Source organism: Sphaerochaeta halotolerans (genome assembly GCF_003429665.1).
Taxonomy (GTDB): domain Bacteria; phylum Spirochaetota; class Spirochaetia; order Sphaerochaetales; family Sphaerochaetaceae; genus Sphaerochaeta; species Sphaerochaeta halotolerans.
Map to the genome: position 1 here is coordinate 14,607 of NZ_QUWK01000015.1, position 18,065 is coordinate 32,671.

At 45.9% G+C, this 18,065-nt stretch carries 19 protein-coding genes and 1 tRNA gene; 4 read left to right on the forward strand and 16 right to left on the reverse strand.

Features of this window, described 5'->3' with window-relative positions; genetic code table 11:
• Position 1: 1 nt before the first annotated feature.
• Entirely contained in the window at positions 2-3,130 is a 3,129-nt protein-coding gene (ileS, locus tag DYP60_RS12180; RefSeq protein ID WP_117331295.1) for an isoleucine--tRNA ligase, read from the reverse strand.
• 67 nt (positions 3,131-3,197) lie between these two features.
• Here ileS and DYP60_RS12185 point away from each other — a divergent pair, with 67 nt between their 5' ends.
• Positions 3,198-4,619: a CCA tRNA nucleotidyltransferase gene (locus DYP60_RS12185; RefSeq protein ID WP_240622882.1), complete on the forward strand. Its 1,422-nt coding sequence runs from the start codon at positions 3,198-3,200 to the stop codon at positions 4,617-4,619.
• On the opposite strand, the gene rnc is transcribed toward DYP60_RS12185, so the two are convergent.
• The 12 genes from rnc to DYP60_RS12245 all read right to left on the reverse strand — a co-directional run bounded on the left by rnc (position 4,592) and on the right by DYP60_RS12245 (position 13,346).
• Positions 4,592-5,338, reverse strand: coding sequence for a ribonuclease III (rnc, locus tag DYP60_RS12190; protein ID WP_117331296.1), 747 nt, complete (start codon positions 5,336-5,338; stop codon positions 4,592-4,594). The genes DYP60_RS12185 and rnc overlap by 28 nt on opposite strands.
• A 13-nt stretch (positions 5,339-5,351) precedes the next feature.
• Positions 5,352-5,591, reverse strand: a complete 240-nt coding sequence (acpP, locus tag DYP60_RS12195) for an acyl carrier protein (protein ID WP_117331297.1) — start codon at positions 5,589-5,591, stop codon at positions 5,352-5,354.
• 25 nt (positions 5,592-5,616) lie between these two features.
• Positions 5,617-5,802, reverse strand: a complete 186-nt coding sequence (gene rpmF / locus DYP60_RS12200; protein ID WP_117331298.1) for a 50S ribosomal protein L32 — start codon at positions 5,800-5,802, stop codon at positions 5,617-5,619.
• A 60-nt stretch (positions 5,803-5,862) separates the two neighbouring features.
• Positions 5,863-6,363, reverse strand: coding sequence for a pantetheine-phosphate adenylyltransferase (gene coaD / locus DYP60_RS12205; RefSeq protein WP_117331299.1), 501 nt, complete (start codon positions 6,361-6,363; stop codon positions 5,863-5,865).
• Positions 6,360-6,839: a hypothetical protein gene (locus DYP60_RS12210; RefSeq protein WP_117331300.1), complete on the reverse strand. Its 480-nt coding sequence runs from the start codon at positions 6,837-6,839 to the stop codon at positions 6,360-6,362. The genes coaD and DYP60_RS12210 overlap by 4 nt, the downstream gene beginning before the upstream one ends.
• 116 nt (positions 6,840-6,955) lie before the next feature.
• A complete protein-coding gene (rplS, locus tag DYP60_RS12215; RefSeq protein ID WP_117331301.1) occupies positions 6,956-7,312 on the reverse strand; it encodes a 50S ribosomal protein L19 in 357 nt (118 codons plus the stop codon).
• Entirely contained in the window at positions 7,290-8,051 is a 762-nt protein-coding gene (gene trmD, locus DYP60_RS12220) for a tRNA (guanosine(37)-N1)-methyltransferase TrmD (RefSeq protein WP_117331302.1), read from the reverse strand. Before trmD ends, rplS begins: the two co-directional genes overlap by 23 nt.
• Positions 8,048-8,554, reverse strand: coding sequence for a ribosome maturation factor RimM (rimM, locus tag DYP60_RS12225; protein WP_117331303.1), 507 nt, complete (start codon positions 8,552-8,554; stop codon positions 8,048-8,050). The genes trmD and rimM overlap by 4 nt, the downstream gene beginning before the upstream one ends.
• A gap of 3 nt (positions 8,555-8,557) precedes the next feature.
• A complete protein-coding gene (locus tag DYP60_RS12230) occupies positions 8,558-8,791 on the reverse strand; it encodes a KH domain-containing protein (protein ID WP_117331327.1) in 234 nt (77 codons plus the stop codon).
• Positions 8,792-8,807: 16 nt separating this feature from the next.
• Positions 8,808-9,062 (reverse strand): 30S ribosomal protein S16, encoded by a 255-nt coding sequence (gene rpsP, locus DYP60_RS12235; protein WP_202384398.1) that lies wholly within the window; start codon positions 9,060-9,062, stop codon positions 8,808-8,810.
• Positions 9,063-9,099: 37 nt separating this feature from the next.
• Positions 9,100-10,434 carry a signal recognition particle protein gene (gene ffh, locus DYP60_RS12240; protein ID WP_117331305.1) on the reverse strand — a complete coding sequence of 445 codons (1,335 nt, stop codon included), beginning with the start codon at positions 10,432-10,434 and terminating at the stop codon, positions 9,100-9,102.
• Between the two features lie 86 nt (positions 10,435-10,520).
• Positions 10,521-13,346, reverse strand: coding sequence for a chromosome segregation SMC family protein (locus DYP60_RS12245; protein WP_117331306.1), 2,826 nt, complete (start codon positions 13,344-13,346; stop codon positions 10,521-10,523).
• Positions 13,347-13,427: 81 nt separating this feature from the next.
• Between DYP60_RS12245 and DYP60_RS12250 the strand changes: the two genes are divergently transcribed.
• Positions 13,428-14,057, forward strand: a complete 630-nt coding sequence (locus DYP60_RS12250; protein WP_117331307.1) for a ribonuclease HII — start codon at positions 13,428-13,430, stop codon at positions 14,055-14,057.
• A gap of 35 nt (positions 14,058-14,092) precedes the next feature.
• On the opposite strand, the gene DYP60_RS12255 is transcribed toward DYP60_RS12250, so the two are convergent.
• Positions 14,093-14,335: a DUF3276 family protein gene (locus DYP60_RS12255; protein ID WP_117331308.1), complete on the reverse strand. Its 243-nt coding sequence runs from the start codon at positions 14,333-14,335 to the stop codon at positions 14,093-14,095.
• Between the two features lie 118 nt (positions 14,336-14,453).
• On the opposite strand from DYP60_RS12255, the gene DYP60_RS12260 reads away from it, so the two are divergent.
• A tRNA-Gly gene (locus DYP60_RS12260) sits at positions 14,454-14,524 on the forward strand.
• A gap of 378 nt (positions 14,525-14,902) precedes the next feature.
• On the opposite strand, the gene DYP60_RS12265 is transcribed toward DYP60_RS12260, so the two are convergent.
• Entirely contained in the window at positions 14,903-15,139 is a 237-nt protein-coding gene (locus DYP60_RS12265; protein WP_117331309.1) for a hypothetical protein, read from the reverse strand.
• Between the two features lie 634 nt (positions 15,140-15,773).
• Between DYP60_RS12265 and DYP60_RS12270 the strand changes: the two genes are divergently transcribed.
• Positions 15,774-16,724, forward strand: coding sequence for a DUF1848 domain-containing protein (locus tag DYP60_RS12270; protein ID WP_117331310.1), 951 nt, complete (start codon positions 15,774-15,776; stop codon positions 16,722-16,724).
• A 267-nt stretch (positions 16,725-16,991) separates the two neighbouring features.
• Here the strand turns inward: DYP60_RS12270 and DYP60_RS12275 are convergent, their stop codons facing one another.
• The gene (locus DYP60_RS12275; RefSeq protein WP_117331311.1) at positions 16,992-18,062 is read right to left on the reverse strand and encodes a 6-phosphofructokinase; all 1,071 of its coding nucleotides are present in this window, start codon (positions 18,060-18,062) and stop codon (positions 16,992-16,994) included.
• Between the last annotated feature and the right edge of the window lie 3 nt (positions 18,063-18,065).

Genomic DNA, 18,065 nt, shown 5'->3' on the forward strand with positions numbered 1-18,065 from the left:
CTTAATCCTTCTCTACTTGCAACCTCACTATATGGTCATTGCAATCGATACCTTCCCCTGTAAGTCTACCAAAGCGCAGGGTATTGGACAACGTCTCCTTGGCAATGGTTTGTCCGTGCTGGTCAAAGACCCGCTGGATGACCTCATCACCATCGTACGTCAGAATAATCCGGTCAGATACAGCAAACCCACTCTCCTTTCTGAGGTTCTGTACCGAGCGAATGATATCGCGCGCGATTCCCTCATCAGCGAGTTCCTGGGTAATCTTGGTATCAAAGCCTACAGTAAGAGAACCATCATTGATTACCTTCACCCCTTCCATCTCAGTCCTCTGGACAATGATTTCATCCTTGGAGATTGCAATCTCGCCATTGCTGTAGGAAAGCGTGAGTGGACTGCCGTCAAGAATAGATGCAATCTGTGCTCCATCAAAACCAGCAATCATGGAGGCTACTTCCTTCATGTCCTTGCCCAAAGATTTACCCAAGACCTTGAAGTTAGCCTTCGCACTATATTCTACAAGGGATGACTCATCGGACTGCAGATGCACTTCCTTGACATTCAGTTCCTCTGCAATGATTGACTCCATACTCCCCAGAATCACCCGCTCTTCCTCCTCTCGATCCACAAGGAAAAGCTTCTGCAGTGGCTGACGGATTTTCAGGTTGTTGGAAGCTCTCAGTGAGCGCCCCATGGCAATAGCCTTTTGGGTCAGGGACATCTGGTTCTCAAGCGTCCAATCCCTCTGGCTCTCATCATATTCCGGATACATGCAGAGATGTACACTCTGCTCCATATCTCCACGTTTCAAGTTCTGGTAAATCTCCTCACTTGTGAAGGGGATGATCGGGGCAACAACCTTGACGAAGGTCATCAGGACACTATAAAGGGTATCATACGCCTGCTTCTTGTCAGTATCGTTCTCACCTTTCCAGAACCTTCTTCTGCTGCGGCGGATGTACCAGTTGTTCAGCTCATCAATGAACGGAACGAAGGAGGCACAAGCCTTCTGGATGTCATAGGCATCAAATGAATCCGTTGCAGTCTGGACAAAACGTTGTGTTGCACTGACAATCCAACGATCCATCGGGTTCGTAAGGTCCTCGAAGGCTGTTGTAGAAGGTTCATACCCATCAATATTTGCATAGGTTACAAAGAATGAGTAGGCATTCCAGAGGGGTATGATCAAGGTCTTGAGTACTTCCTTGACTGATTCCTCACTGAATTTTAAATCTTCTCCACGAACTACAGCACTATTCATCAAGGCAAAACGCAAGCTGTCTGCCCCATACGTGTTTACAATCTCCATCGGGTCGGTATAGTTGCGTTCGCTCTTGCTCATCTTCTTCCCATCAGCAGTCAGTACGATGCCGTTGGTGATGCAGTGGGTAAAGGCTGGCTTCTCCCATAGTCCTGCTGCAATGACGGTCAGAGTGTAAAACCAACCACGTGTCTGGTCCAACCCTTCACAGATGAAGTCAGCTGGGAAGTTGTTTTCAAAGTACTCTTTGTTCTCGAACGGATAGTGCTGCTGGGCGTAAGGCATGGAACCAGACTCAAACCAACAGTCAAGGACATCGTCAATACGGCGCATCGTTCCTTTGCCGTCAGGACTTGGCCAGGTAAGATCATCTACATAGTGTTTATGCAAATCCTCTACCTTCTGTCCACACTTGGCTTCAAGCTCCGCCCTACTGCCGATAACCTCAAGATAGTCACTGCCATCACACTTCCAGATTGGAATCGGGTTTCCCCAGAACCGATTTCTGCTGATTGCCCAGTCACGGGCTCCTTCAAGCCACTTGCCAAAGCGACCGTACTTGAGATGTTCGGGCATCCAATAGATCTGTTCATTTGCATCAAGCATGTCTTTCTTGATCTTCTGGACGTCTACATACCAGCAACTCATAGCACGGTAAATCAATGGCTGTTTGGTGCGGTAGCAGAAAGGATAGGAGTGGAGGTAGTTTTCCCGTTTCACCAGATGTCCATGCTCTTTCAGATAGGAAATGATATCATTGTCCGTATCCTTGACGAAACGGCCGGCGAAATCTGGAACCTCGTCAGTAAAACGGCACTCCAAATCAATAGGACAAACAACAGGGATGTTTGTTCCCTTGAGCACCTGATAGTCATCTTCACCAAAGCCAGGAGCTGTATGGACAATACCACAACCCTCTTCTGTGGTTACATAATCTCCCAAAACACAGACAAAAGCACCCTGCTCCTTGAGATTTGCAAAATAGGGGAACAGCGGTTTATAACGCATGCCTTTATAGAAGGTACCCTTTTGTTCCTCAACAATCTCATAGGTACTCTCATCCTTGTAGTAGTGATCAAGGCGGGCTTTACCGAGGATGTAGTAATTCCCATCACTCTTGTCTTTTACCTTCACATAGTCGATATCTGGGCCAAAGGCGAGAGCAAGGTTGCTGGGCAATGTCCATGGGGTTGTCGTCCAAGCAAGGAAGAACGTATTCTCTTGGCCATCGACTGCAAATCGAACGGTTACAGCCTGGTCAACAACATCCTGATAGCCTCCAAGATTGACCTCAAAATTGGAGAGCGGGCTTGCCAAGGCAGGGCTGTACGGAAGGATATTGTATCCTTCATAAATATACCCCTTCTCGAAGAGGGTCTTGAATACCCACCAGATGGACTCCATATAGTTGGTATCCATAGTGCGATACCCATGTTCCCAATCAACCCAACGTCCCATGCGATTAATTGTCTGCTTCCACTCTTCGGTGTAACGCAAAACGATTGAACGACACTGCTCGTTGAACTTAGCTACACCATATTCGATGATTGCAGAGTGTCCACTGATTCCCAGTGTCTTCTCCATCTCGTACTCAACAGGTAGTCCATGACAGTCCCAACCGAAACCACGCCTGACCCGTTTTCCTTTCATGGTCTGATACCGGGGAATGGCATCTTTAATAGTTCCTGGAACCAGATGTCCAAAATGGGGAAGCCCGGTTGCAAACGGAGGTCCGTCATAGAAAACATATTCATTTTCTTCAGACCGCGTTTCAATCGATTTCTTGAAAATATCCTCTGTCTCCCAGAAAGAGAGAACGTTCTCTTCCATCGCAGGAAAATCCACTTTAGTGGTTACTGGACGAAACATATACACTCCTTCAACTTGCCCGTAACGGGTTATCGCATAGATGCCATTCTATTCAGAATACGTGTGCATGACAACCTTTGTGACCGGTTTTTCCGTTGACCTTCTTCAGTTGTCGCGATACTGTCTTGTTATGCAGCAATTCCCGATACCATCTGTAATCCGCAGATTCTCAAAACAGTTCATTGAAGCAGGTTTCAGCCTCTATATCGTTGGGGGTGCAGTTCGTGATTATCTCTTGGGTATACAAAACGAAGACTACGATTTCACAACCGATGCAAAACCGGAAGAAGTCATGCATCTATTCAAGGCTGTAATTCCTACAGGTATCGACCATGGAACTGTTACCGTACGCTTTGAGAAGCACAGTTTTGAAGTAACCACTTTCCGGAGCGAAGGTTCTTACCAAGACGGAAGGCATCCCAGCAGTGTGACATTCATCTCCAATCTTGCAGAGGATCTGAAACGGCGTGACTTCACCATCAATGCATTCGCGGTTGACTTGCATGACAGCAGAATCATCGACCTCAATGGTGGAAAAGAAGATTTGAAACACAGGACCATTAGGGCCATCGGAGACGCAAGAAAACGTTTTGAAGAAGATGGACTGAGAATCCTGAGAGCATGTCGCTTTGCTGGAAAACTGAACTTCAGGATTGATGAGGATACCCTGAAGGCAATGCACGATTGCAGAGCAAATCTAAGAAATGTAAGTAGTGAGCGCATTCGTGATGAACTCTTCACACTGGTGCTTTCAGATCATCCAAAGGTGGGGCTTACCTATATGCGTGAGTGTGGCATACTGGAGATTATCCTCCCCGAGCTTGCAGCAGGGGATCAGATTGACCAGAAGGGAATGCATCATGAAGATGTACTCTCTCACGCAATCAGCACCTGCCAAGCTTCTGTTGCACTCACAGATCGCCTGGAGGTCCGCCTAGCCGCACTCCTCCATGATATTGGCAAGAGTGAAGTAATGGAAGAAGGACCGGAACGCAATACCTTCTACAACCACGATCTGGTCGGAGAAAAACTCACAATCGAGCTCATGAAACGACTGAAGGCAAGCAATGAACAGATTCGTCTGGTCAGCCTACTGGTACGCCATCATATGTTCAGCTACCAGAGCAACTGGAGTGACAGTGCTGTAAGACGTTTTCTCACCCGCGTAGGCAAGGAACATGTCGGTATGCTCTTCAGCCTCAGAATAGCCGATCAGATTGCAATCCACGGCAAGGCAGATATCAGTCTGCTTGAAGAATTGGAACAGAGAATCAAGTGTATCCTTGATGCTCAGGATGCCCTCTCCATCAAGGACTTGGCTGTGAATGGGAATGACTTGATGCAAGTGGGAATCCCCAAGGGAAGACAGCTTGGAAAAACTCTGGAATATTTATTGGATACCGTGCTTGATGATCCAAAACAGAATACGAAAGAACAACTCTTGAAGATTGCCAAGCACTATCAATCCTTGTCCAATCTCACCAGCTGATCATAAGCAAGCTTGGCAACAAGTTGTTCGGCCTGCTTTTTGTTCCGTCCCTGTGCGGGACCAAAAATCTGGCCATTTACATCTACTTGCATGTAAAAGGTAAAATCGTGTTCTGGACCAGTTTTCTTCACGAGTGTATAGGTAGGGACCATGCGCCATCGCTTCTGCATGTATTCCTGTAGGGCTGTCTTATAGTCCCGATGGTAATCATCTTCCAGCACTGCTCTAATCTGGTTTTCTAGATACCGCATAATGAATTGTTTAGCCGCCTCGAATCCGCTATCGAGATAACAGGCAGCAAAGATTGCTTCCATGCAGTCAGCAAGCAAGGCTTTCTTCTTCCTCCCTCCACTGTTTTCCTCCCCTTTTCCTATAAGCAGATATCTATCAACCTCAAGGGAGCGGGCAATCATGGCTAGGCTATCTTCACTGACTACAATACTCTTGATTTTTGAGAAATCTCCCTCCGCTTTTGCAGGAAGATTTCTGAAAAGCCAGTCTGCTACACACATGCCCAGTACACTGTCACCGAGGAACTCCAAACGTTCATTTGTGTCGACCAATTCGTTGGATTCGTTGGCAAAAGAACGATGTGTGAATGCAAGATTCAGCAAGGAGAGATCCTTGATCTCCATCTTGCTCTTTTCAATGAATAGAAGAAGCTCCCGCTCTCTTTCTGATGAGATTGCGGGAGCTCTCTTGAAGAGGCTACTCTCCATAGACAGGAAATCCTTACAGTTGCGTCGAAAGGAAGTCTACTGCGTCCTTAACGGTTTCGAACTCATTGGCTTTCTCATCAGGGATGGAGATACCAAGTTCTTCCTCAATAGCGTATACAAGCTCATATGTATCCAAGCTGTCTGCACCAAGATCCTTTCTGAAGGATGCGTTCATGGTAATTTTGCTCTCATCAATTTCGAGCTTTTCTGCAATTAAAGATTTAACTTTTTCAAATACTTCTTTACTGTCCATTATCTAACTCCTCTAATCGTCGTAATTATTTATCCTGTAACTCAATGACCTGCACGCCACGGTAAAAACCGCACTTCGGGCAGACACGGTGAGGAAGAACCATATTTCCACAGGTGCTACAACGAGAGAGTGTCGGGGTTGCAAGACGCATGTTAGCAGCCTTTCTTGATGCTGCGCTTGCTTTGGAAGTCTTATATTTCGGTGTTGCCATGTTGATAACCTCTTACACTATGCTAATTTTTGACACATAAGGTAGAATAACGAAAAAGCCCTAAAGCGTCAACAACTTGATTCGATTTCTCATCATTTGTACGACAAGAGGAGGAACCATTGGGGAAATATCAGCCCCATAAGCCGCCATTTCCTTGATGGCACTGCTTCTCAGCTGGAAATATTTTGGACTGGTCGGCATAAAGAGCACCTCCAAGTCGGGATTCAATTGCTTGTTGGTCATGGCCAATTCAAATTCATACCCAAAATCCACCAGAGCTCTTACTCCACGGACCATGACCCCTACCCCATGCTCACGGGCAAAATCAACTACCAAACCACGATAACTCACAACCTCGATGTTTTCATGGTCCTTGAGGATTTCCTTGAGCATGTCCATGCGCTCGTCTGCAGTAAACAAGCATTGTTTTTGCACATTGTCTGCAACAACCACAAAGAGTTTTTCGAAAAGATGGGAAGACCGCTCGATGATATCAATATGTCCGTTGGTCGGAGGGTCGAAAGAGCCTGGAAGCATGGCGATACGCTCTTTTCTGTTCATTTCTTGATCTCCTCAACGTATTGCTTCATCTTGGCGAAAGCTTCTGAACTCTCCCAAGCTATTCGCTTGGCAAAACTGAAAGATCCATCCTCTTCCTGGTTCACAACTGCAAAGGCACCCTTGCCGATATAGCTGACCTTCTGCGAGGGAGAGAGTTTCTCTTGTTCCTTGATCTTGTTGAGTACACAATCAAAATGACAGAAGCCCCCATCGGGATGGGTAAGAGCACTGGCAATGCCATCGATCACCTCACCGCAGAGCACACAGGTCTCTTTTGGCTCTAGCACCTTCTTCACGGGAAGTTGTGGAAGATTGCTATGATAGGGTTTTCGATTTTGTTCAGGGAGCAGGCTGTTCTTGCTTCCACCCTTTTTTGCCTTTTCTTTGGCAGAGCCATTGGCCTTGGACTGCTTCTTGGAACGGGTTCGTCGTTTTTGCCGTCCCTGGCTGTTTGTTTGTTTCTTTTCCGTTTCCATTGCCTACCTCGTGTCTGCAAGACTATCCTGTTTTTTCCTCAACGACAAGCACTCAAGGAAATACGAAAAAGGACGACTGCACGTCGTCCCTTCTCGATATTCGCTTGGTAAACGCTCTAGGCGTTCTTTCTGTGGATGAGCTCTTTGACTTTTGCCTTCTTGCCCACCTTCTTGCGAATGTAATAGAGCTTTGCCCTTCTGACACGACCTCTGCGAACAACCTCGATTCTCTCAATACGAGGTGAGTGTAAGGGGAAAATTCTTTCCACACCTACACCATAGGAAATCTTTCGGACCACAAATGTCCTGCGAATTCCACCATTATTCTTTGCAATAACCAGGCCTTCAAATACCTGGACACGTTCGTTGGTGCCTTCAATAATCTTGAAAAACACCTTTACGGTATCACCAACGCAGAAGTTCTCTGCATTTTCCTTCATCTGTTCCGACTCAATAGCCTTCATTACATCCATCGTCTCCGGTCCCCTTCGCACTATGTTCTTTCAATGCATTTAAAATCTTTCTGGAGTTCACATCAAGCGATGCCGTCTCCAACAAATCCGGTCGGTTCAACAAGGTTTTTTCCAACCGTTTCTGTAGCCGCCACTGGCCAATTTTGGCGTGATGCCCGCTCAATAATACATCAGGGACATCTTTTGAGCAATAGGTCTCAGGCCTTGTATACTGGGGATATTCAAGCAAACCACCGTGAAAACTCTCTTCACTGAGTGACTCACTACTGATCACACCGTCAATCAAACGATATACCGCGTCAATGATTACCAACGTGGAAACCTCTCCGCTGCTGATCACATAATCCCCAATACTAATCTCGTCATCAACATATAGGTCAATCACCCGTTGGTCAATACCTTCATAATGACCACAGATGAAGACCAGTTCATCTTCTTTGCTCAGGTCTTCGGCATACGCTTGGCTCAGACGCTTTCCCGAGGGAGAGGCATAAACCACCCGCTTCTCCTTGGCATGGATGGAATCAAGAGCGTTACAGAGGGGATCACATTTGATCACCATTCCAGCTCCACCACCATACGGCACGTCATCACAACTCTGGTGCTTATCTGTTGCAAAGCTTCTGAAGTCAATAATCTCATACTCCACAGAACCGCTTTGTACAGCTCTTTTCATGATTGAATTTTCGAAAAACCCTTCCAGCATTGCAGGAAACAGGGTGACTATCTGAATCTTCACGCGAGAATCCAAGGAGTCTTTAACTCAATCGTCCGTTCCTCCAGGCTTACATCACCAATAAATTCCTTGAGATACGGAACCATATAAAGAGATCCATCAGGGCTACGGACTTCAAGCATCACAGCCTGCGCACCATCGATGCTACTGACTACTTCAGCCAGATGATCACCATCATGAACCAAGGCACAACCAATGAGATCAGCAACGTAGTATTGTCCCTTTTTCAAGGGGGCTGCCCATTTTCTCTGTACCATCAGATGACGGCCACCAAGCGCCCTTGCATCCTCAGGATTGTCAAAACCCGCAAATTTCATCAAGGGTTGTGAGCCCATCATCCGAAAACTCTCTATAGTGAATGTTTGCTCTGACCCATCCTTCGCACGCAACACAACTTCCTTGATCTTTGCAAGGTAGGCGCAGTCATCATTATGAGGATGGATTTTCACCTCACCATTCACTCCAAAAGGAGCTTTTACAGTAGCAGTCCAGAGCAACGCTTCCATAGTTCAGTCCAGTATTTCCAGCACGGCACGCTTGCCATCCTTGGTGGCTGAGGCACTCAGGATGGTCCTAATTGCCTTTGCAATACGGCCTTGCTTACCGATCACCTTGCCAACATCCTCACTGGCTACCTTCAGTTCAAGAATCGTAGATTTCTCACCTTCGATCACATTGATACTGACCTCATCAGGGGCATCAACAAGAGATTTTACAATGTATTCAACAAGATCTTTTTCCACAACCATCTCCTGGAAGTTATTCCTGGACAGTTCTGGTCACCGTCACGCCATTCTTATTGAGCAGGGCTCTTACGGTGTCGCTGGGTTGTGCACCCTTGGCGAGCCAGTCCTGAATTTTCTCAACTTTCAAGATAACCTGCTGATCTTTCTCAGCCAGAGGATGGTACTGACCAACCTCATCGAGGGTCCTACCCTGGGCCTTTGCCCTGGAGTCCATCACCACGATACGGTAATCAGGTCTCTTCTTGGTACCAAATCTCTTCAGTCTCATGCTTGTGCTCACGTCAATTCCTCCTACGAATTCAACTCTACATACCCATCTGTTTAAGCATTTCAGCCTGGTATTTTTTATTTTTTGCTAACTTCTTCATCGTAAGTCGCATTTTCTCAAACTTTTTCAACAAGCGATTTACATCGGAAACAGTAGTCCCACTTCCTTTGGCAACGCGCTTGCGTCTCGTCGGTCCCATTATATGGTAATTCGATCGTTCCGCATAGGTCATTGAGAGGATAATTGCTTTCTCTCGCCTAATTTCCTCTGTATTCACATCATCTTCGCTTACCTGGCCCTTTGCCCCGGGAATCATTTCCAGGAGTTGGTCAATCGAACCCATCTTATCCATGGAGTTCAACTGGTCAAGGTAGTCCTGCAGATCGAAGGTGTTCTTTGCCATCTTCTCCTGCATACGAATTGCCGCATTCTCATCAACGACACTCTGGGCTTTCTCAACCAGAGAGACAATATCGCCCATCCCGAGTATTCTACTTGCAATACGGTATGGATAGAACGGATCGAGATCCTCAACCTTCTCACCAACACCGATGAACTTGATTGGCTTGCCGACCACTGAACGCAGGGAAAGCGCAGCGCCACCACGTGTATCACTATCAAACTTGCTGAGAACAACACCGCTGATCCCAACCTTCTGTTCGAACTCCTTGGCAATGGTGACAGCATTCTGGCCTGTCATCGCATCCGCAACGAACAGTGTTTCATCAGGGGAAATTGCATCTCGGACCTTTTGAATCTCATCCATAAGGGTCTCATCAAGGTGCATACGTCCACTGGTGTCGACAATTAGTACATCCCTCTGGTCTTTCTTTGCCTGGGCAAGAGCGGCCTTGGCAACCTTTGCAGGGTTCTTCTCCCCTTCAAGGCTGAATACGGGTACCCCTACTGCCTCACCAAGCACCTGAAGCTGCAGGATAGCAGCTGGTCGGACCAAGTCGGCAGCAACAAGCATAACGCGACGGCCTTCTTTTTTCAGACGTAAAGCCAGCTTAGCGGCAGTTGTGGTCTTACCAGAACCCTGGAGACCCATCATCAAAATGACACTGGTTGTATCAGGACCCTTGAGCAGAAGCTTCTGGTTCTCCTCGTCCCCAAGCAGAGCGACCATCCGATCATAGACAATCTTCACGAACTGTTGACCAGGGTCGACGGCCTTGAGGACTTTCTCCCCTGTGGCTTCTTCCATGGTCCCATTGATGAAGCGTCTGACAACCCGGAGGTTCACGTCAGCGTCCAGCAAGGCCATCTTGATTTCTTCGACGGCTTCCTGGACGTTCTTCTCTGTTATCTTGGACTTTCCGGCAAGACTGCGCATGATGCCGGAGAACTTATCACTTATTGAATCAAACATTACCTTACTCTATTGTCGTTTTCGTTCAAGTTACATCTTATACCGTACACCCGACTTTCCTGTCAAGGAGTGGTGTAAAATGCAACTTATTCTTCTATGGTAACCAGCTCCTGGTCGTCATTGAGGATTACATCCTCGCCGGCTACATTGCCGATCTTGTAACTGACCATGCTGGAAACCCCTGGTTCCATCTGAGTAACCCCCAAAAGGGTCTGACTTCCCATGACGGTGTGCTTATTATGGGTGATGATGATGAATTGGCTCTTCATGGCGAATTCATCCAACACAGAGAGAAAATACCCGATATTCCGGTCGTCGAGAGCTGCATCAATCTCATCAAGGACACAGAAAGGAGACGGCTTTACCTGATACGTCGCAAACAACAGTGCTACAGCTGTCATCGACCGCTCCCCACCACTCAAGAGCGAGAGATGGGTTAGTTTTTTTCCTGGAGGCTGAGCCAGGATGTCAATGCCACTCTCCAAGACATTGTCAGGATCTACCAGGGTGAGTTCGGCTTTACCGCCCCCGAACAGACGACGGAACATCTCCTGGAAGTTATGTGCAATCTGTTTGTAGGAGGCAATGAAGAGCTCTTCACTACGGGTCTTGATCTGTGTGATGACAGTATCCAAATCATTCTTGGCCCTGTATAGGTCATCCAATTGCTTGCTCAGGAAATCGTATTGTTCCTTTACCTCAGCATACTCTTCTTCAGCCATCTGGTTGATGTATCCCATTCCATCAATCTTCCGCCTGACTTCCTCCAGGCGGCTCTTCAAAACAGGGATATCGGGAACTTCATCCTCCATGCGATTCTCGAACTCTTTCAAACTTTTGCCATAGTTCTCAAAGAATGTGGTGTATACACCGGTGATATTGGTGGCAAGTTGGTCAATCTGCAGTTCCAGCTTTTCCTTCTCTGTCCTGAGAGTCTGCAGTTGTTCATAAGAGGTATTTTTCTGTTCTTGCTTTTCCCGGATGATTCTGCTTTGTTCCTCAATGACTACCACCAGATCCTTGAGTTCTGCATTCAGAACAGCAATCCGTTCTTTTATCTGTCCTAGTTCAGCCTCAACACTTCGAATATCTTCCTGTGTTTCATAGATTCTCTCTTGGGCGGTTTCACTGAGTTTCAGTGCATCCTTATATTGATACTCCTGCTCAGTAAGGGAACGTTGGAGTTTCGAGACCCACTCCTTGGCTCCCTGCTTCTGGGTCAGAAGTTGGTTCATTGCAACCTTCTGGTCACTGATGGCTTCCTGGTACCGCTCCATTGCCATTGTGAGGTTTTGGTTCTCCTCCCTGAGATATGCAATCCTCTCACGATTAATTTGCATCTGTTTTCTCAGGTTGCCCATTTCCTGGTCAAGTCTGCGTTTCTCGCTTATGGTCCCCTCATCTGAGATGAGTTCATCAAGAAAGGTCGGCTGCATTGCCTCGTATGAGTCAAAGAGAGACTGAACCTGAGTAAGGTCCTTCAGTAGTGCTCCCTGGAACTGTGCCTGTCTATTCAGGAGGTCCTCTGATGATATTCCAGTCTGCTTCAGTGTAGCAAGAAAGGTTTGTTCCTCAGCAATACGGCCTTTGAGATGCTCGATACTTTTGAGCAAGGCAGTTCTTGCCTTTTCCTTGTTTTCAAGGGTGTATCCACTTTGTTTCAGTTTTTCTTCAAGTTGTACGACGATGACATCACCCAACTCCTTGATTCTCTGGGAGAGCGAGTCGCTATCGGCATTAAAGCGGTTGTTTGCATCCTCAAGATCGAGAATTTCGGTATTCTGGTTACTGATCAAGGTTCTCGTTTGTTCCAAGGATTTCTGGTTCTGTTCAGTCTCTGCCTGCAGTTGTTCGATTGACTCCTCAAGGATGGCAATATCGGTAAGTTTCTGGTCAATCTCGTCGGTATCACGCTCGATATGTTCCTGAATCAATTCGGCGCGTGCTCCAGCCTGATCTTTCTGTTGCAGAAAATCACGGAAGCGTTGGGTCAGCAGGTCAAGCTTATCCGATCTGCCTTTGGTCGCTTCATCCAGTCTTTGCAGTTCGGTCTGCTTGCTGATTCGCTGTGTCCCAAGGGAGCGGAGTTGTTCCTGCAGTTGCTCAATCTCTTGGTCAAATTCTGTAAGAGAGCCTCTTTGCGATGCATAGGCTTCTTCTGAGCGCTGTTTCTGCTCAATTTTGTTCTCTCGCAATAGGAGGAAGGATTTGAGCGTTGACAACTGTACATCAACTTCCAGGGAAAACTGTTCTGCTTTAAGCTCTCGATAGCTGATTGCTTTTGCTGCCTGGTTTTTCTTGGTTTCGTAGGTTCTCTTTACTTCCTTGAGAATGGTTTCCACCTGGAGAATATTCTCATCAGTCCGTACAAGTTTCCGCTCTGCTTCCTGACTCTGGACTTTGAAACGAGAAATACCAGCAGCCTCTTCAAAGATAAATCGTCGGTCCTCAGGTTTCGATGAGAGAATCTGGTCGATTTTGCCCTGCTCCAGAATGGAATATGCGCTCTTGCCGACTCCTGTATCGAAGAAAAGTTCCCTGATATTCTTGAGCAAGACACGGTTCTTGTTAAGGTAATACTCGCTCTCTCCAGTACGAAATATTCTTCGTTTGATTTCAACTTCAGGGTCATCAAGCGGAAGATGGTGTTCTTCGTTTGAGATTACCAAAGAGACTTCTGCAACCTGGAGGGGTTTACGATTGTCTGTTCCATTGAATATTACATCTTCCATCTTTCCTGCACGCAGGGTCTTGGTAGACTGTTCACCCAAAACCCATTTGATGGCATCTACAATATTGCTCTTGCCACACCCATTGGGACCCAGCAAGCTGGTGATTCCATCGGCAAATTCCAAACTAACCTTATCGGGAAAAGATTTGAAGCCATATAGTTCCAAGCTTTTTAGAAACAAATTACACCCTCTTTTTGCTTGACGTAGTATTCCGTGCGATTATAGCATAAGTTGGCTTTGGGAAAAAGTAGGAGGTGCTGTATGGAATCAATGCTGTTCGACCTGAACGATGAAAAGGGAGTTGTCTGTGGCTTGGATGAAGCTGGACGAGGTCCGCTAGCCGGTCCTGTTGTGGCAGCTGCGGTAGTACTCCCTGCAGGTTTTCCCATTGAAATCCTTGGCGATTCAAAGCAACTCTCTGAAAAACAACGCTTAGAAGCTGAAATCATTATCAAGGAGCAGGCTCTTGCCTGGGCTGTTGCCTGTGCAACTGCACAGGAGATTGACAAGATCAACATCCTTCAGGCTTCCTTACTTGCCATGAAACGGGCCTATGAGAAAGTAAAAACACACATTTCAATCGATACTGCACTTGTTGATGGTAACCAAAAGCCCACTCTGGACTGTACTGTACAGGCAATCGTTAGGGGGGATGCTACAATTCCTGAAATCATGGCAGCCTCCATTCTGGCAAAGAACCAACGAGACCGTTATATGGTGCTCTGCGATGCAAAGTGGCCACTCTACCATTTTGCTAAGCACAAGGGGTATCCTACCAAGGAACATAGGGAAGCCTGTCTGCTCTACGGGCTCTCTCCTATTCATAGGAAAACATTTTCCATCAAGCAAGAAAACTCAAGAAAGCGCGATGAACAGCAGACGCTCTTCTAGGAAGACGAAAAAGGCAGCCAATCGGCTGCCCTCTATTAGTCTTTTTTTGCGTTCTGCTTGAGGAAATCCAAGGATTTCTGCAGTTCTTTCAAAAATTCTCCCAAATCTTCTTGGTAGACGATAATCGATTGTCTAATGTATCGATCGTTGTCGGGAGTACCTTTGCTTTCCACCAGATTGAGGAACATGTCCCCATAGATGTTCTCTTTTACATTAAAGAAATAAGTCCTGTCATTTTTTACAAGTCTTGTTGAATACACTTCTCCACGTTGTCCCACGCTTTTAATCCTCGCTTAACTGTTTCTATGATACTTGTACCAGTGTTGTGCTCCCTCTGTCAACTGGAGGTACTTGACGCAAATTCCAGAATGTTTTATATACATGAATACAGAGTAAGCGCCTTTCGTATAATGGTATTACCTCAGCCTTCCAAGCTGAAGAAGCGGGTTCGACTCCCGTAGGGCGCTCTAGATAAGAACCACTTACACTATAAAGAATTGAATAGCCCACACTACACTGTGTGGGTTTTTTCTTGTCCTGTGGTTTGCTTGACTTACATCAGATTCTACATCAGTTGTATTCGTGGCGCTCTTGCTTTATCAACAGCCAGTAATTTACTCACTTGTGAGAGTTTTCAGAAGAAGCAAAATAAAGGCTACTATTCTACAAAGTGTACATCAATAAGGGAAGTGTTCTCAAGGCTTTAACTGCAGGTCACTCGTGCATATCCAGATGTAGGTTGCACTGGAATTTGTACAACTTGTGCAGGATTCGATGCTCAACTTCTTTCCGGTAATAACCTAGCCCCTTCTATTTCTTAATATTATGGTTCTTGGTAAATGCAATCAATACATCATTGCACCTATAACAATTAAAAGAATAAAAATCATAATAATTATGCCAATGATCCATAGAACTCCTCTTGCAGCTGTCTGGCCAGCACTCGGAGTATTAATAGTTCTCTTTTCTACTATCGTTTTACCTGTTTCTTGATCCGTCCTGGTTATAGTTTCTTCTTTCTTATTTGATTTAAAAGCTAATACTAAAACAAACACGATTGCGAATAGAATTAAAAACCACATTAATATTCTCCTCCTCTTATGTTTGTCGCCAATAGCATATATTTATTCTATATCCGTATACATATTTTCTCAATATAAATATTTATATATGTGATAAATATGCCAAAAACACTGCTCTGAAAGTTGTTAATATTTTCTGATCCACACTCAATATATTTCAAACTGGGTATCTACTTGACTCATGTACACGCTACAGCCAGTGTATTTCCATGAGGTCATCAAATCAAATATCAGAGAATAGATATTGGGGAAACATCAGGGTGCGGTGAGTAGAAAGCATAAGGGGTACTATTTAGATAAGTTTATATTTAGGTTTAAGGTCAATAGAAAGGATCTCAACCTCACATGAGAAACTGTTCTACCGGTTGTTGGAGAATGCGATATGCATCAAATCGACTTCCTATGGCAACTGATTGAAAAAAGCGGAAACTGATAGACCTCTATATATAGTTGCAACCTAAGTCAAGTGGATACCCAGTTTCACGAATTTGAATAACTTGTAAGAGTTTTACCTCCTAATACATAGTGGTGCCTAAATTTGAGTGAATTGAGTGGATCAGTTAGGCCGAAACCTCCAGTCCATCTACCCTAAAATATTGTGATTTCTGCCAAGAGCGTGTACGTTAGATAGAGAATGATACTCAGTGCAAGCAGAAGAACCGATATTCCTGCATTCTATACGGATTGGTTCCTGAACAGAATCAAGGAACGGTATGTCCTTTCCAGAAATCCCATCAATCCAAGGCAGGTCAGTAAGATAGATTTGTCTCCTGAACTCATTGATTGTATTGTCTTCTGGACAAAGAACCCTGCCCCACTCATTGTAAGACTGAAAGAACTGGAAGCATATCATTACTATTTCCAGTTTACGCTCAATGCATATGAGGCAGATGTAGAACCTGGACTGGCAAGCAAACACGTATCGTTGGTCAATACATTCATGCACCTTTCTGAGAGAATTGGAAAGGAACGTGTGATCTGGAGATACGATCCAATGCTTCTTACTGACAGATATACGGTGTCATATCATATCCAACATTTTATCGCCCTCGCAGAAAAGCTGAAGGATGCAACTCAGCGTTGCGTTATTAGTTTTATCGATTTCCCCAAAAGAATTTCCAGGGCAATGAGTGCCTTGGGGTATCGAGCACCAGATTTCAATGAAATGCATACAATTGCAAGAGCGTTTTCGGGCATTGCTAGTGAGAATGGCATTACCCTCGAAACCTGTGCTGAAGCCATAGATCTATCGACCTATGGCATCAGTCATGGGAAATGCATTGATGATGCCCTGATTTCTCGAATCTCTGGAAAACCTCTTCACCTTAAGAAAGATGCTAACCAAAGAGCAGCATGCTCTTGTGTGCCAAGTGTGGATATAGGCCTGAACAACACCTGTATGCATGGATGCAAATACTGTTATGCCTCTTTCAACAACGAAGCACTTCTACAAAACCGAGAGCATTATGATGCATTCTCTCCAATCCTCTGTAGCAAGATCACCGAGGATGACGTTATTCGTGAAAGAAAGGATACACAATCCAGAAACGCTCTGCAGTTGAATTTACCATTCGTATCGTCATAGCTAATTCAAGTTTTTATTGAAATACACAGGTAGTGTTACCTTATCGCTGGTTGCCTTCTGCTTTTCTTGGGGATATTCTCCCACGGATACAGCTATTCCCCCATAGAAGGTATTCATATGGGAGATTAATATTGCTATGCCCTTTTTCCTAGCGTTTCTTGAAAGTAATCTCGATACATAACCTAAACATAAGACTCTCAAATTACCAGGAAACAACCCTTCAGAGTCTCGTCTTTGCACATGGGCCTGTGTAGTCTCTTTTGGTACTCAGGAGCCCAGACATACCCCGATATCCTTGACACAGGTAAGTAGGTAGTGGTCCTTGGGAATATATTTGACCGGACCAGCGACTTTCTCCAAAGGAACTGTCACAAGCCTGTTGTTTTGGACTGCCATCATGTTACCCCACTTGTCCTTCATAATCTCCTGGGCACAACGACTTCCCAGTGAGGTGGAAAGCAATCGATCGTAGGGAGTTGGAGTGCCACCACGCTGGACATAGCCAAGAATGGTTACCCGAGCTTCCCTTCCCGTGAGTCGCTCCAAGTGGGCAGCCAGCTGTGGGGTACGGGTCTTGAGCATCTCCTCAACCTTATCCTTGCCACCTTCCTCTTCTAGAACCTTTGCCATACTCTTGGACATAGCTCCCTCAGCAACCACTACAATACTGAACTTCTTCCCTTCTCGGGTTCGTCTGAGAATTGCATCAGCAACCACCTGTTCATCATAGGGAATCTCAGGGAGCAGAATGACATCTGCACCACCGGCAATACCAGCACCCAGGGCAAGCCATCCCACTTTGTGTCCCATTGTCTCCAGGATGATGATACGATGATGACTGCTGGCGGTACTATGCAACCGGTCGACTGCCTCGGTGGCAATCATCATAGCAGTATCATAGCCAAAGGAAACATCCGTATGCATTATATCATTGTCGATGGTCTTGGGAAGCGTCAGGATATTCAATCCAGCATTTGCCAGACGGTAGGAGTTCTTCTGGGTTCCCCCTCCACCAAGGCAGACAAGCCCGCTGAGATGATTCGAATGATAGTTTTCCACTATGACATCGGTCATGTCCATGATTTTTCCGCCTACCGGCATTTTATGGGGCTTGTCTCGGCTGGAACCCAGAATGGTACCACCCCGTGTGATTATACCGGAGAGGTATGCATCATTGAGTTCAACAAACCGATTCTCCATCAATCCACGGTACCCATCAAGGTAACCGATCAAGGTGTATCCACCCTCATGTAGCAACGTCTTTCCTACCGCTCGTATGGCTGAATTCAACCCAGGGGTATCTCCACCAGAGGTCAGGATCCCAATCAACTTGCTCATCGA